Consider the following 16,978-nt stretch of genomic DNA (forward strand, 5'->3'; position numbering starts at 1 on the left):
GATACCTGACAACAACCCCCGCCCACCACGCCACCCACCCCCGCCGGCCTACGGCCGCCCCCCGGATGCGCCTGCGGCTTATGCCGGGCTACGGGTCGCTCCCAGCCCAGTCAATAAAAAAGCCCGCGCAAGCGGGCTTTGGCTTGTTTGAGCAAACATAAAAAGTCCGCTTGGCTGGGGTGTTGGTGCGCGCCGCGCAGCAGACCAGCACTGCTGCGGCCAACTTTGGCCGTGGCGTGGTGGTCTCAACCGATACCCGACAACAACCCCCGCTCACCACGTCCCCCCGCCGGCCTGCGGATGCGCCTGCGGCTTATGCCGGGCTACGCAGGCTGGGTTTAGACCTGGGGCTTTTGTTTACGTGGTCGCCAGACCGATTACCGACTGAGGTCGTGCTGGGCAGCCTGCAGGCATATACGTTAAGCTTGGTTTTTTCATTATTGGGGTAAGTCATGAAACAGAAGGCTGTAATGTTGCTTTGCTGCCTGGCAAGCCTGCCCGTATGGGCGCAAACGGCGAATGTTGATGCGCTACTGCTTTCTGCGCAGATGGCGTATCAGGAGGCGGATGGTAAGCAGGAGCAGGCGCGTAAGCGTTTGCTGCAGGCCGAGGACGAGTTGAAACAGGCGCAAAAGCGTTTGGCAGATGCCCAATTGCAGGTGCAGCAAGCAGCACAGTTACAGCAGCAGGCATTAGCGGACAAAGCGGCCGCTGATACGGTGATGCAGCAGGCTACGCAGCGTTTGCGGGATGCCTGGCAGCAGAAAGAAGGGCAGTAACGGGTTTTACCGGGGCGCTGCCGGCGTGGCTTGGTTCAGTTCTTGAAAGCGCAGCATGTCTTGTGCCGCTTTCATGCGCAGGCGTTCGATTTCGGCTCGGCGGGACTGGATCAAGGCCAAGGTTTCGTTTTGCAGGCGCTGTTTCTCTTGCAGCTGACTGCTCAGGCCTTGGGAGATACTTTTGCCGCTGCTGCGCAGTTTGTTGGCTTCGTTGTTCAGGTCGGTGAGCTGTGCACTGGCCATGCGTAGCTGGCTTTCCAGTGTACGCAAGCCGGTTTGCAGCGTTTTGACCTGTTTGTCGCGTTCTGCGGCAATGTCTGCGGCAGAGCGGTAGCGCTCTTGTAATGCACGGTCGTAGCGGATTTGTTCGGCGCGTTGTGCCTGTTCTTGTTTTTTGCGTTCCAGCTCGGCTTCGTGTGCCCGCTTGTCTGCTTCGCTTTCACCCTTGCGCAGCAGGATGCCCTGCTTGTTCAGCTTGCTGACACCGCTTTTTTGTTCTGTCGGTGGCGGGTAATCGCTGTAGTGCACCACCCCGCGTTCGTCGGTCCATTTGTACAGACCTTCTGCCCCTGCTGCCGAGGCGAGCAGGGGGATAAGCAGGGCGAGGTGGTGTGGGCGCATGGTTAGTCGTTGACTCCGTATTGGGCGCGGTAGGCACGCACGGCTTCCAGATTGTCGGCCAGTTCCGGGCTGCCTTCAAGGAAACCGAGCAAGTCTTTCAGGTTGGCGATGGCAATGACGGGTAGATTATAGTCGCGCGCCACTTCTTGCACAGCGGAGAGCTCACCGGTACCGCGTTCCATGCGGTCCAGCGCGATGGCCACACCGGCTGGCTCGGCGCCGGCGGCGCGGATCAGCTGTACCGACTCGCGTACCGAGGTGCCGGCAGAAATCACGTCGTCGATAATCAGCACCTTGCCTTGCAGCGGGGCGCCTACCAGGGTGCCGCCTTCGCCGTGGTCTTTGGCTTCTTTACGATTATAGGCAAAAGGCACGTTGCGACCCTGCTCGGCCAGCGCCATGGTGGTGGCTGCGGCCAGGATGATGCCTTTATAAGCAGGCCCGAAGATCATATCGAATGCTACGCCGCTCTCGCTGATAGACTTGGCGTAAAAGCGGGACAGCTGCAGTGTGCTTTCGCCGTCGTTGAACAGGCCGGCATTGAAGAAGTAAGGGGAAGTGCGGCCAGCCTTGGTGACGAAGGCGCCAAAGCGCAATACCTGCTTCTTAAGCGCAAAACGAATAAAATCCTGGCGGAAATCGCTCATCTGAATACCCCTATATACTTTTAACGCGTTGACGTGGCTGAAAAATCGCCGCAAGGATACCACGGGAGACCCCATGCTTCGAATCGTTTCCGCCAACCTGAACGGCATCCGTTCGGCGGACAAGAAAGGTTTTTTTGACTGGCTGGCGGGCCATCAGGCGGATTTTGTCTGCCTGCAGGAGCTGAAGGCACAGGCAGGCGACCTGAGCCCGCGCATGCAGAACCCGGATGGCCTGACCGGCTACTTTCACTACGCCGAGAAAAAAGGTTACAGCGGGGTAGGTATCTACACCCGCCACGTGCCGGACCGCGTGATTACCGGGCTGGGCGTGGACTGGATCGACGCCGAAGGCCGCTACCTGCAGCTGGATATCGGCAACCTGTCGGTGGTATCGCTCTACCTGCCGTCCGGCTCCAGCAGCGACGAGCGCCAGCAGGTGAAGTTTGATTTTCTCGACGTGTTCATGCCGCATATGGAAGCGCTGCGCGACAGCGGCCGCGACGTGGTGATCTGCGGTGACTGGAACATTGCCCATAACGAGATCGACCTGAAAAACTGGAAGGGCAACCTGAAAAACTCCGGCTTCCTGCCAGAAGAGCGCGCCTGGATGACGCAGCTGCTGGGTAGCGGCTGGTGCGATGCATGGCGCACGCTGTACCCCGACGCACCGGGCTACAGCTGGTGGAGCAACCGTGGCCAGGCCTACGCCAAAGACGTGGGCTGGCGTATCGACTACCACATTGTCAGCCCCGGCCTGATGGCGCTGGCGCGTGCGGCTAGCGTGTACAAAGACGAGAAGTTCTCCGACCACGCCCCGCTGACCGTCGATTACGAGCGGAGCCTGTGATGTGGGATGACGACGATATCTTCCTGATTACCGTGCCCGGCTGGGGTAACTCCGGCCCCAAACACTGGCAAAGCTACTGGGAAATGCTGTACCCGCTGGCGCGCCGTGTGGAGCAGGACGACTGGCTGTACCCTAGTCGCGATGCCTGGGTGCAGCGCCTGGCCGACACGGTAGACGGCTGCAGCGGCAAGGTGGTGTTGGCCGCCCATAGCCTGGGCTGCCATACCGCAGTGGAATGGCTGGGTCAGGCCAGCCTGCTGCAGCAGCGCAAGGTAAAAGGCCTGCTGCTGGTGGCGCCGCCGGCGTTGCCGATTACCGAGGCGCGGGCGCGTGCCAGCGGCGAGCTGCCTGACGAGGCGGCGCTGCCCGGTTTTGATGGCTTTGCCGCGCCGCGTGACATGCGCGTACCGGTGCCGGCGCGCATGGTGGCCAGCCGTGACGACCTGTTTTGCGATTACGCCAGCAGCGAAGCCATGGCGGCGCGCTGGGGGGTGCCGCTGCTGGACGCCGGCAACGCCGGCCATATGGGTAGCCACAGCGGGCTGGGCGACTGGAAGGCCGGGCAGAAGCTGATCCAGCAACTGATGCTGGGTTGAATCTGGCTTGAGAAGCAAAAAAGGTTGGCCGCATGCGGCCAACCTTTTTCATGTGCGGGTGAGCGTGGCTTAGTTGCCAGTCGCCACCGGGCGGCTGTCGTCGCTGCACCATTCGCTCCAGCTGCCAGCGTACAGCGCGGCGCCGTCCAGGCCGGCGTGGGCCATGGCCAGACGGTTATGGCAGGCGGTGACGCCGCTACCGCAGTACAGCACCACGTCGCTGGCGGGCGTGTCACCCAGTACTGCGTTCCATTCTGTAGCCAGTACGTCAGCCGGTTTGAAGCGGCCGTCCTGCAGGTTGTGCTGGAAGAAGCGGTTGCGCGCGCCGGGAATGTGGCCGGCTACCGGGTCCAGCGTTTCGTTCTGGCCGGCAAAGCGGTCGGGGGCGCGGGCGTCGATCAGCACGCGTTCTACTTTGTCCAGGTTGGCCGCCACCATATCCACATCGAACAGCTGCTCCAGCGCCGGGCGCATCACGAAGCGGGTGCTGTTTTTCTCGGGTGCGTCGGTGGTCACGGCGCCGCCCACGGCCTGCCAGGCCTGGAAGCCGCCATCCAGCACAGCCACAGCCTCGTGGCCCAGCCAGCGCAGCAGCCACCAGGCGCGCGCGGCGTACATGCCGCCGGCGTCGTCGTAGGTCACCACCTGGGTGTTGGGTCCGATGCCCAGCGCGCCAAAGTTCACCGCAAGGCGTTGGCCGTCTGGTAGCGGGTGGCGGCCGTTATTGCCGTTTTTAGCGCCAGACAGGTGGTAATCCAGGTGCAGGTAGTGGGCACCGGGCAGGTGGCCGGCTTCGTAGACGGTGGGGCCGTAGGACGGGTCGGCCAGCTGGAAGCGGCAGTCCAGCAGCACCAGGTCGGTGGTGTCGTGCTGTAGCAGGTCTGCTGCGCTGATCAGGGTACGGTACATGGGGTTCTCCTTTGCACACGCTTGGGCACCTTGCGAAGCCAGCCGGTGGCCGGCTTCGCAAGGCGTCCTGGCAGGCGGGCTGCCGTTGACGGTGGTCAAGCGTTGTTTGAAATATTAAACGTTGACCACCATAGCACGGCCGGGCTTCAGCCGGCCAGTGCGGCGCGCAAGGCGGCGGCCAACTGTGGCATGCCGTGCGCTACGCCATCGCGCTGGGGCTGGCCCCATAGCGGCTGCGGGAAGTGCTTGTCGTCGGCAAAGCGTGGAATCACGTGCCAGTGCAGGTGCGGCACCATATTGCCGAAGCTGGCCAGGTTGATTTTGTCCGGGTTAAGCAGGCTGCGCAGTGCGGCCTCGGTGCGGTACACCCAGTCCATCACGTGGGCGCGGTCGGCCGGGGCCAGGTCGGTCATTTCCTTGACGTGGGCGTGCCAGATTACGCGGCAGAACGCCGGGTAATCGGCGTCGGCCACCAGAATCACGCGCAGTTTGTCGTCGCGGTACAGGATGTCGCCACCGTCCTGGTGGCACAGTTCGCAGTGCATGGGGTGTCCTTTACGGGCTTAACGTTGGCCGCGCCCTTGCCAGTTTTCGTAGTCGAAGTCGGCCAGGTTGATCAGGCCGAAGTCGCGTGGCGGGCGGGCGTGTTGCTGTTTTTGCTGGTCCGGGTCACTGGTGTGGTAGCTCAGGCTATCTACCGCCACCAGTTGCCAGGTCTGGTCGCGGCGCGACCAGGCAAAGCGGAAGTCCTCGCGCCAGCGCCAGTTGCTGCCGCCGTAGTGCAGCAGGGTAAAGCCACCGGCCTGGGTCTGTACGCCTTCAAACGGGTCGCCAAACACGCCGCCACACTGGCGGCACATTACCGCACGCGCGCTGCGGACGACGACTTTGAGCTTGCCGTCAGGTTGGCGCAGCAGTACTTGCAACAGCCTGGGGCCCTCATCTTCGCTGGTTGCTTTGGCTTCGCTCACCATGATGGCGTCGGGCCGGCCGTCGCGGTTTAGGTCGGCGGCTTCCCAGGCCAGCAGCGTCTGGCCGGCAGGTAGCGCAGCTTGCACATCAGCTGGCGGCTTGGCCGCCTGGCTGGCCTGTGCCGCTAGCAGCATCAGCGCCATGGCTAGCTGGCGCATGGTTGGCCGCAGCATGCTCATACCCAGTCGCGGTGCGGTAAAAAGTCGGTATACAGCGCGGCTTCCGGGCTGCCGGCTTCTGGCTGGTAGCCGTATTCCCAGCGTACCAGCGGCGGCATGGACATCAGGATGGATTCGGTGCGGCCGCCGGTTTGCAGACCGAACAGCGTGCCGCGGTCCCATACCAGGTTGAATTCCACGTAGCGGCCACGGCGGTACAGCTGGAACTGGCGCTCGCGCTCGCCCCACGGTGTGGCCTTGCGGCGTGCCACGATAGGCAGATAGGCGTCGGTAAAGCCGTTCCCCACCGCCTGCATGAAGGCAAAGCTGGTGTCGAAATCCGGCTGGTTCAGGTCGTCGAAGAACAGGCCGCCCACGCCGCGCGCCTCGCTGCGGTGTTTCAGATAGAAGTACTCGTCGCACCATTTCTTGTAGCGCGGGTAGACGTCGTCACCAAACGGCGTGCACAGGTCACGCGCCACGCTGTGCCAGTGCACCACGTCGTCCACATTGCCGTAGTAGGGCGTCAGGTCGAAGCCGCCGCCAAACCACCATACCGGCGCCTCGCCGTCTTTTTCGGCAATGAAGAAACGCACATTGGCGTGGCTGGTGGGGACGTAGGGGTTTTCCGGGTGGATCACCAGCGACACGCCCATGGCCTCGAAGCGGCGCCCCGCCAGCTCCGGGCGGTGCGCGGTGGCGCTGGCGGGCAGCGCGTCGCCGGACACGTGCGAGAAGTTCACCCCGGCTTGCTCGAATACCGCGCCGTTGGTCAGCACGCGGCTACGCCCGCCGCCACCGGCCGAGCGCTGCCAGCTGTCCTCGATAAAGTTGGCCGTACCGTCAGCGGTGGCCAGGCCCTGGCAGATGTGATCCTGCAGACCCAAAAGAAACTGTTTTACCTGATTGGCGTGCGGGTGGCTCATGCGCGTAGTCCGGGTTCGAAAGTCATGCCGGATTGTAATGGCAAACCGCGGCGTAAACGACAGGGCTGCTGTGCGTGTCGCTGGCGAATGCACCGGCTGCGCGCACCGCTCGCCAGTGGCCTGCCTTGCACGGCTATGCTTTGCTGCAAAAGTATGGCTTTGTTATTTCTTGTATTCGCTGTGCCTGCCACTGGCATGGCTGCAGTTTCATGGCGCCAGTATTTGATGCAGGTAAGCCGGATGGATTTTATACGCGACTGTGCATCATGAAGTGCTCAGCCTTACATTGAAACTATAAAAAAAGGCAGCTATAGCACTAGTGAAACTCATAAAACAAGAAAGTCTCGCCGTGCTGAGCCTACAAAAAAACACCTCGCATATTGCTTATCTGGCCGGGTCCGCCGTGCTCGGCCCGCTACTGGCTTGGGTTGCCGGCAGCGCTTGGTGGCTGGCAGCAGTGCTGTTTATCTTGCCTGTACTGGCCGTATTGCTACTGCCAGGCGCGCCGCAAGACAGTAGCGACGCCGAGCCGCCAGGGCTGCCGGAGCCCGCCCCGCCACCGTACTGGCCAGAGGCCGGCCGCCTGGTCAGCCAGGTGCTGCCGCTGTGGTCTGGCCAGGTGCAGTTGGCCGCAGGCCAGGTGGAAGACGCCATTGGCAAACTGGCGACACGCTTTGCCAGCATGAACGACATTATTCGCCAGTCGCTGGGCGACAAGCCCGCAGGTATCAGCGACTTTGCCCGGCTGGAGCAAGCCGAGCACAAGCTGCTGCAAACCCTGCAGGTGCTGGATGAGTCGGTGACCAAGCGCAACCAGCTGATCGAGCGCATTACCCAGCTGCAGGGCCATACGCACAAGCTGCAGGACATGGCCGAGTCGGTGTCCTTCATTGCCGGGCAAACCAACTTGCTGGCGCTGAATGCGGCCATTGAAGCCGCCCGTGCAGGTGAGGCCGGTCGTGGCTTTGCCGTGGTGGCCGACGAGGTGCGCAAGCTGTCCATGCAGTCCAACGATACCGGCAAGAGCATGGCCAGCGCGGTAGAGCAGATTGTGGGCGAGCTGGACGCGGCCGCGCAGCGCGCCCAGCAGCTGGGGCAGGAAGAAAAAGCGCTGATGGGCGAGGCCAGCAGCTCGGTAACCGAGGTGATCCAGACCTACCAGCACGTGACGCGCGAGCTGAAAGACAGCCAGCAGAGCCTGTCTGCCAGCGGCAGCCATGTGCGCGACGAAATCCAGGATGTATTGGTGAACCTGCAGTTCCAGGACCGCATCAGCCAGATTCTGGGCCATGTCATGGCCGATATGCAGCGGCTGGAAAGCACGCTGGGCCAGGCTCTGGCTGCACCGCAAGACCAGCCGCCACCACCGCCGGATACACAAGGCTGGCTGGCAGACCTGAAGCGTACCTACACCACACACGAGCAGCACTCACTGCACAGCGGCGGCAAGGCGCAGGGCGGTAGTGCCAGTGAAGAAGTAACCTTTTTCTGATAACGGGGAGACTTGCCATGGCAAAGACCATATTGATCGTTGACGACTCTGCCAGCCTGCGTCAGGTGGTGAAAATAGCCCTGATGGACGCCGGCTATGACGTCATAGAAGCGGGGAATGGCCAGGAAGGCCTGCAAAAACTGGATGGCCGCAAGATCCACCTGATCGTGTCCGATGTGAACATGCCCGTGATGGATGGCATCACCTTTCTGAAAAACGTGAAGCAGCACGCGTCGTACAAATTTACCCCGGTGATCATGCTCACCACGGAAACCAGCGACGAAAAGAAAAAATCCGGCCAGGAAGCCGGCGCCAAAGCCTGGGTGGTCAAGCCCTTCCAGCCGCCCATCCTGCTGTCTGCCATCTCCAAGCTGATTCTGCCCTAGCCCCGGCCGCGCGCCACCAGGGACACACTGCCACGCTGCCGGAGGAACGCCATGCCATCCACCATCAAGCTGGACGAAGAATGCACCATTTACCAAGCGGCCCAGCTGCGCCAGCAGCTAGCCGACGCCCTGATCGCCAGCGACAGCCTGACCGTGGATTTGTCGGCAGTCGGTGAAATGGACAGCTCGGCGGCCCAGGTACTGCTGTGGCTGCACAGCGAAGCCACCCGGCTGCAAAAACAGCTATCGCTGGTACACCTGTCTGCCGCCGCCCGCGAGCTGCTCACCATGCTGGGGCTGCTGATACACCTGCCAATCGTGGAAGAGGAGGCCGGCCATGAATCTTGATGCCGCCAAGCAGACGTTTCTGGAAGAAGCGCGCGAGCTGCTGGAAGACATGGAGCGCATCCTGCTGGATGTAGAAGCCACCGACACCACCGACGAGCAGCTCAACGCCCTGTTTCGCGCCATGCACACCATCAAGGGCTCGGCCGGGCTGTTTGGCATGGACGAAATCGTGCACTTCACCCACGAAGCCGAAAACGTGGTGGACCTGCTGCGCGGTGGCCACCTGGCGCTCAGCGAAGACCTGTCCGGCCTGCTGCTGCGCTGCCACGACCACGTCAAAGCCATGCTGGCCGTGGTAGACGACAAAGCCATGCAGCAGGACATGCTGAAAACCAGCCTGCTGGACGAGCTGCGCCACTACGCCCAGCCCACCGCCGCAGACGAGCCAGCCAGTACCAGCCAGACCAGCGTGCCCGAGCAAGGCGGCCTGCGCGACTGGGTAATGTCGCTACGTTTTAACGAAGACGTGCTGCGCAACGGCATGGACCCGTCCGCCTTCTTTCGCTACCTGCGGCTCTTGGGCGAGTTCCTGATCGTACAGCCGGTACTGTGCCGCCTGCCGCAGGCCGAGCGCTTTGACCCGGAAAGCTGTTACCTGCGTTTCGAGCTGCTGTTTTCCAGCGATGCCAGCCAGCAAATGCTGCTGGACGTGTTCGAGTTTGTGCGCGAAGACAGCCAGATTCATATCTTCCCGGTGGGCGAGGCTGCCGCGCACTGGCCGCAGCTGATCGCCCACGCTGACGAGGCCGAGCAAGCCGCCGTGCGCCAGGCCTGGCAGGCGCTGGGGCTCAGCCCCGATGCCCCCGCCAGCGTTGCCGCGGCACCGGAGCCCGCAGCTGCGGTCGCTAAAGCCGCCGAGAAAACCAGCGACAAAGCCGACAAACCGGCTGCCAGCGTGGCGGAAACCAAAGCCCCGCGCGGTAGCGAAAGCCGCTTTATCAAGGTGGAGGCCGCCAAACTCGACAGCCTGATCAACCTGATCGGCGAGCTGGTCATTGCCGGTGCCGCGGCCAACCTGATGGCCAGGCGTTCGTCGCAAAGCGCGCTGGTGGAATCCACCATCGCCATTGCCAACCTGATCGAGCAGATCCGCGCCGGCACGCTGAGCATGCGCATGGTGCAGATCGGCGATATTTTCAGCCGCTTCCCGCGCGTGGTGCGCGATGTGTCCAAGGAGCTGGGCAAGAGCATCCAGCTGAATGTGTCCGGTGCCGACACCGAGCTGGATAAATCCATGGTGGACAAGCTGGGCGACCCGCTGATGCATATCGTGCGTAACGCCATGGATCACGGCATCGAGTCGTCCGAGGCCAGGTTGGCCGCAGGCAAGCCCGCCGAGGGCAATGTGTGGCTGAACGCCTACCACGAAAGCGGCAGCGTGGTGATCGAGGTCGCCGACGATGGCGCCGGGCTGCGTAAAGACAAGATTCTGGCCAAAGCCGTGGCCAATGGCCTGGTGGCCGCCGACAGCGTGATGCCGGATGGCGACATCTACAAGCTGATCTTCGAGCCCGGGTTCTCCACTGCCGAGCAGGTCACCAATATTTCTGGCCGTGGCGTGGGCATGGACGTGGTACGGCGCAGCATCGAACAGCTGCGCGGCACCATCGATATCGATTCGGCACCCGGCGAAGGCACCACCTTCCGCATTCGCCTGCCGCTGACCCTGGCCATTATCGATGGCTTCCTGGTGTCGGTGGGCAACGCCACCTTCGTGATACCGCTGGAAACCGTGATCGAGTGCATCGAGCTACCGCCCGATGCACTGCAGGGCGACGCACACAACTGCCTGAACCTGCGCGGCGAAGTGCTGCCGCTGCTGGGGCTGAACCGTTTCCTGGAGCTGGGCCAGCCGCACGCCAAGCGCCAGAACGTGGTGGTCGTGCGCTACGGCGACAGCAAGGCCGGGCTGGTGGTGGACGAGCTGCTGGGCGAGTTCCAGACCGTGATCAAGCCGCTGGGTAACCTGTTCCGCCACCTGCGCGCCATCAGCGGGTCCACCATTCTGGGCTCGGGCGAGGTGGCACTGATTCTGGATGTACCGTCGTTGATTCATTTTGCAACAAGCCAGGAAGCAGAGCGTTTTGCCAGCCACGCCGAACACGCACAGCAGCGTGGTGGCCACGGTAATCACTAAATCAACCATGGCAGCCGGTGGCTGCGGGGGAGTATAGAAATGAGCACAAAACAAATGTCTGTCGCCATGCGCCTGGGCCTGGGCTTTGGTGCCGTGATTTTCTTCATGCTGCTGGTGTTTGTCATTGCCATGAATGGTTTTAGGCAGATCAATGTGCAGCTCAATGCCATTACCAAGGAAAACAGTCCCGAGCTGGTGCAGATCAACGCCATGAACGACGCGGTGCAGGAAATGCGCGTGCAGTACCGCAACGTGATCATCCTTACCGACGCTGCCGAGCTGAGCAAGGCCGTAGAAATCTATAACAGCAACAAAAACAAATACCCGGACGCGTACCGCAAACTGCAAGACCTGTTTGCCGGCCAGGTAGAGCCGATAAGCGAGAAAGAGCGCGATCTGATGAACCAGATTGCGGCGCAGGCAGCGGTGGCCTTCCCGCTGGTGGACCGCGTGGTGCAGCTGGGGGCGGCCAACCAGAACGAAGAAGCCGCCACCATGATGCAGCAGCAGGCCAACCCGGCCATGGGCAAGCTGCGCAGCCTGATTGCTGAGCTGTCGGCTTACGAAACCCAGCTGAGCTTTGACATGGCCAAAGAGGCGGACGACAAATACAACGCCGCCTTCATGCAGATGCTGACCGTGTCCATCATCGCGCTGGTGGTCGGCATTGTGGTGGCTATCCTGATCATCCGTAACATCGCCCGTTCGCTGGGTGGCGAGCCGCATTATGTGGCCGACGCCATGCGCGAAGTGGCCAACGGCAACCTGATGGTGAACGTGGTGGTAAAACCGGGCGATACCACCAGCCTGGCGGCGTCCATTGCCACCACCATCGACAAGCTGCGCGGCATCATGGCCGAGGTACGCAGCAATGCCGACAACCTGTCGTCTGCCTCGCAGCAGGTGAGCGCCACCGCCCAGTCGCTGGCGCAGGGCGCTAGCGAATCGGCTGCCAGCGTAGAGGAAACCTCGGCGTCGGTAGAAGAAATGTCTTCGTCCATCAACCAGACCAGCGATAACGCCAAGCTCACCGAGAGCATTGCCACCAAGGCCGCACGCGAGGCAGCAGAAGGCGGCGACGCGGTGAAACAGACCGTGGTGGCCATGCGCCAGATTGCCGACAAGATCAGCATCGTGGACGATATTGCCTACCAGACCAACCTGCTGGCGCTGAACGCAGCGATCGAGGCCGCGCGGGCCGGCGAACACGGCAAAGGTTTTGCCGTGGTGGCGGCCGAGGTGCGCAAGCTGGCCGAGCGCAGCCAGGTGGCGGCGCAGGAAATTGGCGAAGTAGCCAGCGGCAGCGTGTCCATGGCCGAGCGTGCTGGCCAGCTGCTGGAAGAAATCGTGCGTTCCAGCTCCAAAACTGCCGACCTGGTGCAAGAGATTTCTGCCGCCTCGATGGAGCAGGCCACCGGCGTAGGGCAGATCAATGCCTCGGTACAGCAGATTAACTCGGCGACCCAGCAAAGCGCGTCGTCCAGCGAGGAGCTGGCGTCTACCGCCGAGGAAATGAGCGGCCAGGCGGAAAACCTGCAAGACCTGATTTCGTTCTTCCGTATCGAAACATCGGGCCTGGCTCGCCGTCGCAGCAGCGGGCGTGGCACGGCCAGCAGTCAGCCTGCGGCCAACCTGCACGGCAGCGCAGGTGGCGAGGCGGACGAAAACGATTTCGTGCGCTTCTAAGCGGGGAGACCACTATGGGTGCACTCACCATACGCCGGGGGCGGGATGCCGCCCAGGTCGAGGAGGTCCACGAGGACGTCCTGCAATACCTGACTTTTCAGCTCAGCGGCGAGACCTACGCCATCGGTATTTTGTCCATCAAGGAGATTCTGGAGTACACCACGCTGACCCAGGTGCCGCTGATGCCGGCGTTTATCCGCGGGGTGATGAACTTGCGCGGCGCCGTGGTGCCAGTGATCGACCTGGCCGTGCGTTTTGGCCGTAACGAAACCGGCGTGTCGCGCCGCACCTGCGTGGTGATTATCGAGGTGGCCAACGAGGAGATGCAGCAGTACATCGGCATTCTGGTGGACGCGGTGCACGAGGTGCTGGCGATACGCGCTGCCGACATCGAACCGCCGCCGCAGTTTGGCAGCCGTATCCGCGTGGATTTCATCTCGGGCATGGCCAGGGTTGATAACCGCTTTGTGGTGCTGCTGGACGTGGAAAAAGTCTTGTCGGTAGAAGAAATGGCCACGCTGTCTGCCATGAATGGCGGCGAGGTAGCAGACCTGCGCGAAGCCGAAGTATAAAACGGCCCGCCCCGGCTACGGCCCGGGCGGGCGACACAGCGCACTGGCTGCCGGCGCCTGGCCGGCAGGCCGCAAGGAGGGGAGCATGCAGTTATCTGATGCGACATTTTCACGTTTTGCCGTATGGATGAAGGCCCAGACCGGGGTGCATTTCCCCATTGGCAAGAAAACCCTGGTGCACCAGCGCCTGACCCGCAGGTTGGCCGCACGCAATGTGGCCACCTTCGAGGCGTATTTCCGCATGTTGCAGGACCCGGCGGAGCTGGCCGAGCGCGAGGCCGCTATTGACCTGCTGACCACGCACGAAACGTTTTTCTTTCGCGAGCCCAAGCATTTTCACTGGCTGGAGGCACAGCTGCGCCAGCACCCGGTCGCCGGCACGCTGCGTATCTGGAGCGCGGCGTCGTCCAGCGGCGAAGAGGTGTGGAGCATTGCCATGCTGCTGGCCGATATCCGCGGGCTGGATGGCGACTGGACCCTGATGGGCAGCGACATCAGCCAGGGGGTGCTGGCGCGCGCCGAAAAAGGGCACTACACCCTGCAGCGTTGTGAAGGCATGCCGCCAGACTACCTGCGCCGCTTTTGTCTGAAAGGGGTACGCCAGCACGCGGGCACCTTTATGGTGTGCAAGGAGCTGCGGCGCAAAGTGAATTTCCAGCTGATCAACCTGGACAGAGAGCTGCCCACCATCGGGCCGTACCACGTGATTTTCCTGCGCAATGTGCTGATCTACTTTGATGCAGCCACCAAGCTGCAAGTGGTGCAGCGCGTGCTGGGCCGCTTGTCGGTGGGCGGCTTTTTGCTGGTGAGCCATTCTGAAAGCCTGCACGGGTTGCCGCTGCCTATCCAGCTGGTGGCACCGGGTATTTACCGGAAACTGTCATGAGCGAATCCCACCAGCGTACCGAGGTATTCCTGAAACCCGGTGAATGGTATTTCGGCGGTGCCGAGGCGCTGATCAAGACCCTGCTGGGTTCCTGTGTGTCCATCACCCTGTGGCACCCGCGGCTGAAGCTGGGTGGCATGTGCCACTACCTGCTGTCGCAGCGCAAAAACGGCGAGATCAGCGACACCTTCAGCGGGCGCTACGCCGACGAGGCCATGCTGCTGCTGGTGCGCGAGGCACTGCGTAGCGGGCGGCCGCTGCGCGAGTTCCAGGTCAAGCTGATCGGCGGCGCGTCGGTACTGTCCGGCACCGAGCGCGATGGCCAGGTCACCGATGTACCTGGTGAAAACATCGTCATGGCCAGGCTACTGGCTACCCAGCTGGGGCTGAATGTGCAGGCAGAAGACTTTGGCGGTAGCGGTGCACGGCTGGTGTTGTTTGACGTGGCCTGCGGCGATGTGTGGGTGCGGCAGAGTAATGAACGCGACGTGCCGGCCGGCAGCCGCGTAAGTCATAGAAGGAGGGCGTCAACATGACGATCAAGGTAATGCTGGTAGATGATTCCGCCGTAGTGCGCCAGGTGCTGACTGCCGTGTTTACCCAGGCCACGGGCATCGAGGTAGCCGACGTGGCGCACGACCCCATCATGGCCATGGAGAAAATGAAAGCACGCTGGCCAGACGTGATTGTGCTGGACGTGGAAATGCCGCGCATGGACGGCATCACCTTCCTCAAGCAGCTGATGAGCACGCGGCCAACCCCGGTGGTGATTTGCTCCTCGCTGACGCAAAAAGGCTCGGACATGGCCATGAACGCGCTGGCCGCGGGCGCGGTAGAGGTGATTGCCAAGCCCACCGGCGGGGTAAAAGCGTTTCTGGAGGCCAACGGCAATGCGCTGGTGCAGGCGGTAAAAGCCGCCGCCTCGGCGCGTATGGGCAATGTGCGTGTTGCCCCGGCGGCAGCACCGCAGGCTGGCGCCAGTGGCAAGCCGTTGCTGGCCACGCCCAGCAAGCTGTCGGCGGATGCGGTGCTGGATGCGCCTACCGGGCGCGAGATGTTCAGCACCACCGAGCGCATTGTGGTGATTGGCACCTCCACCGGCGGTACCCAGGCGCTGGAGCATATTCTGACCCGGCTGCCGCGTGGCTGCCCGGGCATCGCCATCGTGCAGCACATGCCGGAGCGCTTTACCTCGTCGTTTGCCGAGCGGCTGAACCGGCTATCGGTGATCGAAGTAAAAGAAGCGGCCAACGGCGACCGCATCATTCCCGGCCGTGCGCTGATTGCGCCGGGCGGCAAGCACATGATGATCAAGCGTAGCGGGGCGTTTTACCACGTCGACATTGTGGACGGGCCGCCGGTGAGCCGGCATAAACCGTCGGTGGACGTGCTGTTCCGCTCGGCCGCCAAGTTTGCCGGGCGCAACGCGCTGGGGGTGATCATGACCGGCATGGGCGACGACGGCGCCAAGGGGCTGAAAGAGCTGCACGATACCGGCGCGCATACCATTGCCCAGGACGAACAAAGCTGCGTGGTATTCGGCATGCCCAAAGAAGCCATCAAACTGGGTGCCGCCCGCGACGTGCTGTCGCTGGATGCGCTACCGGGGGCCATTAGTAAACACTAGTGCCTGTATGCCCTTGAATTTTAATAACCCGTGTTTAATATAAAAACATGACAGGGCACCTGATGCCAGGCGCCTGCTTGTATTGTTCGATTAGCAGAGTGGCGGCCCATGCCCAAGTTTACCTTGCAAGATGTTCTGATCGTTGATGACAGCTCGTCGCAGCTGGTGTTGCTGTCCGAGCTGTGCCGCAAGATGCGTATGAGCGAGGTGCGTACTGCACGCAATGGCGAGGAGGCGCTGCAAGCCATGCGCAGTCGCCTGCCTTCTTTGCTGTTGCTCGACCTGGAAATGCCTAAAGTGGATGGCGTGCAGGTGCTACAGCGCATGGCGCGCGAAGGGCTGGTGACACCGGTGGTGGTGGCATCGGCCAAAGACCCCATGCTGATTGCCACGGTAGAGCTGATGGGCCGCGAGCTGGGGCTGCCGGTACTGGGCGCCTTGCAAAAGCCCATCAGCCTGGCCGAACTGGGCGACCTGGTGAGCCGGGCGTACCAGCAGGGGGGCAATAGCGCCCACCAGCAGGCCTTGTGTACCGATAGCGATATCCGCCTGGCGCTGGACCGCGCCGAGATCGTGCCCTACTACCAGCCCAAGGTGACGCTGCATGGGCAGCTGCTGAAAGGGGCCGAGCTGCTGGCACGTTGGCCGCAAGGCGACGACGTGGTGATGCCGGCGCGTTTTATCCCGGTGATAGAGCAGTGCGGCTGGAGTACCGAGCTGACGCTACTGATGCTGCAGCAGGGCCTGGCGCAGTGGCAGCAATGGGCACGGCGCGGCCTGCGCCTGCCCATGTCCATCAACCTGTCGGCCCTGTCCATGGATAGCGACGAGCTGGTGGGGCGCATCGAACAGCAAGTGGCGCAGAGCAAGGTGCCGCCGCGCTATATCATTTTCGAGATTACCGAAACCGCGGTGGCCGACAACCTGGCCGAAGCCATGGGCGTGGCGGCGCGCTTGCGGCTGGCGGGCTTTGGCCTGTCGATAGACGATTTCGGTACCGGTTTTGCCACCATGCAGCAGCTGGTACGCTTCCCGTTTACCGAGCTGAAGATCGACCAGTCGCTGGTGCAGTCCATCAGCAACAAATCCCACCTGGAAAACGTGGTGCATAGCGTGATCGAGCTGGCCAAGCGCATGAACCTGACCACGGTGGCCGAGGGCATAGAAACCGAGGGCGATGAGCTGTGCCTGAACAATCGCGGCTGCGTGCTGGGGCAGGGTTATCTGTATGCCAAGCCTTTGCCGCCGGCACAATTCGAGTCGTGGATACGCCAGCGCCGCCAGCCGGAAGGCGCCCCCGCCTGAGCGTTTGGCGGCAAAAAAAATGCCCGTCCAGCGGACGGGCCAAGCAACGCACTAGCACTCACTAAGGAGAGGCCCACCGCAAAG

General features: G+C 62.4%; 19 protein-coding genes. 13 read left to right on the plus strand and 6 right to left on the minus strand.

Features of this window, described 5'->3' with window-relative positions; genetic code table 11:
• Positions 1 to 452 precede the first annotated feature (452 nt).
• On the plus strand, positions 453 to 779 hold the full coding sequence (locus tag ACZ9XP_RS06640; protein ID WP_147688432.1) for a hypothetical protein: 327 nt from the start codon (positions 453 to 455) through the stop codon (positions 777 to 779).
• 6 nt (positions 780 to 785) lie between these two features.
• Here ACZ9XP_RS06640 and ACZ9XP_RS06645 read toward each other — a convergent pair whose 3' ends face one another.
• Together ACZ9XP_RS06645 and pyrE are read right to left on the minus strand one after the other, a co-directional pair.
• Positions 786 to 1,400, minus strand: a complete 615-nt coding sequence (locus tag ACZ9XP_RS06645) for a DUF4124 domain-containing protein (RefSeq protein WP_147688434.1) — start codon at positions 1,398 to 1,400, stop codon at positions 786 to 788.
• 2 nt (positions 1,401 to 1,402) lie between these two features.
• Positions 1,403 to 2,047: an orotate phosphoribosyltransferase gene (pyrE, locus tag ACZ9XP_RS06650; RefSeq protein WP_147688436.1), complete on the minus strand. Its 645-nt coding sequence runs from the start codon at positions 2,045 to 2,047 to the stop codon at positions 1,403 to 1,405.
• A gap of 73 nt (positions 2,048 to 2,120) precedes the next feature.
• Between pyrE and ACZ9XP_RS06655 the strand changes: the two genes are divergently transcribed.
• Complete coding sequence (locus ACZ9XP_RS06655) at positions 2,121 to 2,894, plus strand: exodeoxyribonuclease III (protein ID WP_465188188.1); 774 nt, start codon at positions 2,121 to 2,123, stop codon at positions 2,892 to 2,894.
• Positions 2,894 to 3,490: an RBBP9/YdeN family alpha/beta hydrolase gene (locus ACZ9XP_RS06660; protein WP_465188189.1), complete on the plus strand. Its 597-nt coding sequence runs from the start codon at positions 2,894 to 2,896 to the stop codon at positions 3,488 to 3,490. Before ACZ9XP_RS06655 ends, ACZ9XP_RS06660 begins: the two co-directional genes overlap by 1 nt.
• A gap of 69 nt (positions 3,491 to 3,559) precedes the next feature.
• On the opposite strand, the gene ACZ9XP_RS06665 is transcribed toward ACZ9XP_RS06660, so the two are convergent.
• From ACZ9XP_RS06665 to hemF, 4 genes are all read right to left on the minus strand, one after another.
• The gene (locus tag ACZ9XP_RS06665; RefSeq protein WP_147688442.1) at positions 3,560 to 4,399 is read right to left on the minus strand and encodes a sulfurtransferase; all 840 of its coding nucleotides are present in this window, start codon (positions 4,397 to 4,399) and stop codon (positions 3,560 to 3,562) included.
• A 146-nt stretch (positions 4,400 to 4,545) separates the two neighbouring features.
• On the minus strand, positions 4,546 to 4,944 hold the full coding sequence (locus tag ACZ9XP_RS06670) for an HIT family protein (protein WP_465188190.1): 399 nt from the start codon (positions 4,942 to 4,944) through the stop codon (positions 4,546 to 4,548).
• 18 nt (positions 4,945 to 4,962) lie between these two features.
• On the minus strand, positions 4,963 to 5,544 hold the full coding sequence (locus ACZ9XP_RS06675) for a hypothetical protein (RefSeq protein WP_147688445.1): 582 nt from the start codon (positions 5,542 to 5,544) through the stop codon (positions 4,963 to 4,965).
• A gap of 2 nt (positions 5,545 to 5,546) precedes the next feature.
• Positions 5,547 to 6,455 (minus strand): oxygen-dependent coproporphyrinogen oxidase, encoded by a 909-nt coding sequence (gene hemF, locus ACZ9XP_RS06680; RefSeq protein ID WP_465188191.1) that lies wholly within the window; start codon positions 6,453 to 6,455, stop codon positions 5,547 to 5,549.
• A gap of 349 nt (positions 6,456 to 6,804) precedes the next feature.
• Between hemF and ACZ9XP_RS06685 the strand changes: the two genes are divergently transcribed.
• The 10 genes from ACZ9XP_RS06685 to ACZ9XP_RS06730 all read left to right on the plus strand — a co-directional run bounded on the left by ACZ9XP_RS06685 (position 6,805) and on the right by ACZ9XP_RS06730 (position 16,894).
• Positions 6,805 to 7,947, plus strand: coding sequence for a methyl-accepting chemotaxis protein (locus ACZ9XP_RS06685; protein WP_465188192.1), 1,143 nt, complete (start codon positions 6,805 to 6,807; stop codon positions 7,945 to 7,947).
• Between the two features lie 17 nt (positions 7,948 to 7,964).
• Positions 7,965 to 8,333 carry a response regulator gene (locus ACZ9XP_RS06690; protein ID WP_147688451.1) on the plus strand — a complete coding sequence of 123 codons (369 nt, stop codon included), beginning with the start codon at positions 7,965 to 7,967 and terminating at the stop codon, positions 8,331 to 8,333.
• 51 nt (positions 8,334 to 8,384) lie between these two features.
• The gene (locus ACZ9XP_RS06695) at positions 8,385 to 8,681 is read left to right on the plus strand and encodes an STAS domain-containing protein (protein ID WP_147688453.1); all 297 of its coding nucleotides are present in this window, start codon (positions 8,385 to 8,387) and stop codon (positions 8,679 to 8,681) included.
• Positions 8,671 to 10,818, plus strand: coding sequence for a chemotaxis protein CheA (locus ACZ9XP_RS06700; protein ID WP_465188193.1), 2,148 nt, complete (start codon positions 8,671 to 8,673; stop codon positions 10,816 to 10,818). Before ACZ9XP_RS06695 ends, ACZ9XP_RS06700 begins: the two co-directional genes overlap by 11 nt.
• Positions 10,819 to 10,857: 39 nt before the next feature.
• Positions 10,858 to 12,504, plus strand: a complete 1,647-nt coding sequence (locus ACZ9XP_RS06705; RefSeq protein WP_465188194.1) for a methyl-accepting chemotaxis protein — start codon at positions 10,858 to 10,860, stop codon at positions 12,502 to 12,504.
• A 14-nt stretch (positions 12,505 to 12,518) separates the two neighbouring features.
• Positions 12,519 to 13,076: a chemotaxis protein CheW gene (locus ACZ9XP_RS06710; protein ID WP_147688458.1), complete on the plus strand. Its 558-nt coding sequence runs from the start codon at positions 12,519 to 12,521 to the stop codon at positions 13,074 to 13,076.
• Positions 13,077 to 13,161: 85 nt separating this feature from the next.
• Positions 13,162 to 13,962 (plus strand): CheR family methyltransferase, encoded by an 801-nt coding sequence (locus ACZ9XP_RS06715; RefSeq protein ID WP_147688460.1) that lies wholly within the window; start codon positions 13,162 to 13,164, stop codon positions 13,960 to 13,962.
• The gene (locus ACZ9XP_RS06720; RefSeq protein WP_147688462.1) at positions 13,959 to 14,498 is read left to right on the plus strand and encodes a chemotaxis protein CheD; all 540 of its coding nucleotides are present in this window, start codon (positions 13,959 to 13,961) and stop codon (positions 14,496 to 14,498) included. Before ACZ9XP_RS06715 ends, ACZ9XP_RS06720 begins: the two co-directional genes overlap by 4 nt.
• The gene (locus ACZ9XP_RS06725; RefSeq protein ID WP_170253754.1) at positions 14,495 to 15,589 is read left to right on the plus strand and encodes a protein-glutamate methylesterase/protein-glutamine glutaminase; all 1,095 of its coding nucleotides are present in this window, start codon (positions 14,495 to 14,497) and stop codon (positions 15,587 to 15,589) included. The genes ACZ9XP_RS06720 and ACZ9XP_RS06725 overlap by 4 nt, the downstream gene beginning before the upstream one ends.
• Positions 15,590 to 15,697: 108 nt before the next feature.
• On the plus strand, positions 15,698 to 16,894 hold the full coding sequence (locus tag ACZ9XP_RS06730) for an EAL domain-containing response regulator (RefSeq protein WP_147688464.1): 1,197 nt from the start codon (positions 15,698 to 15,700) through the stop codon (positions 16,892 to 16,894).
• Positions 16,895 to 16,978: the final 84 nt, after the last annotated feature.

It is taken from the genome of Vogesella perlucida (genome assembly GCF_979366545.1).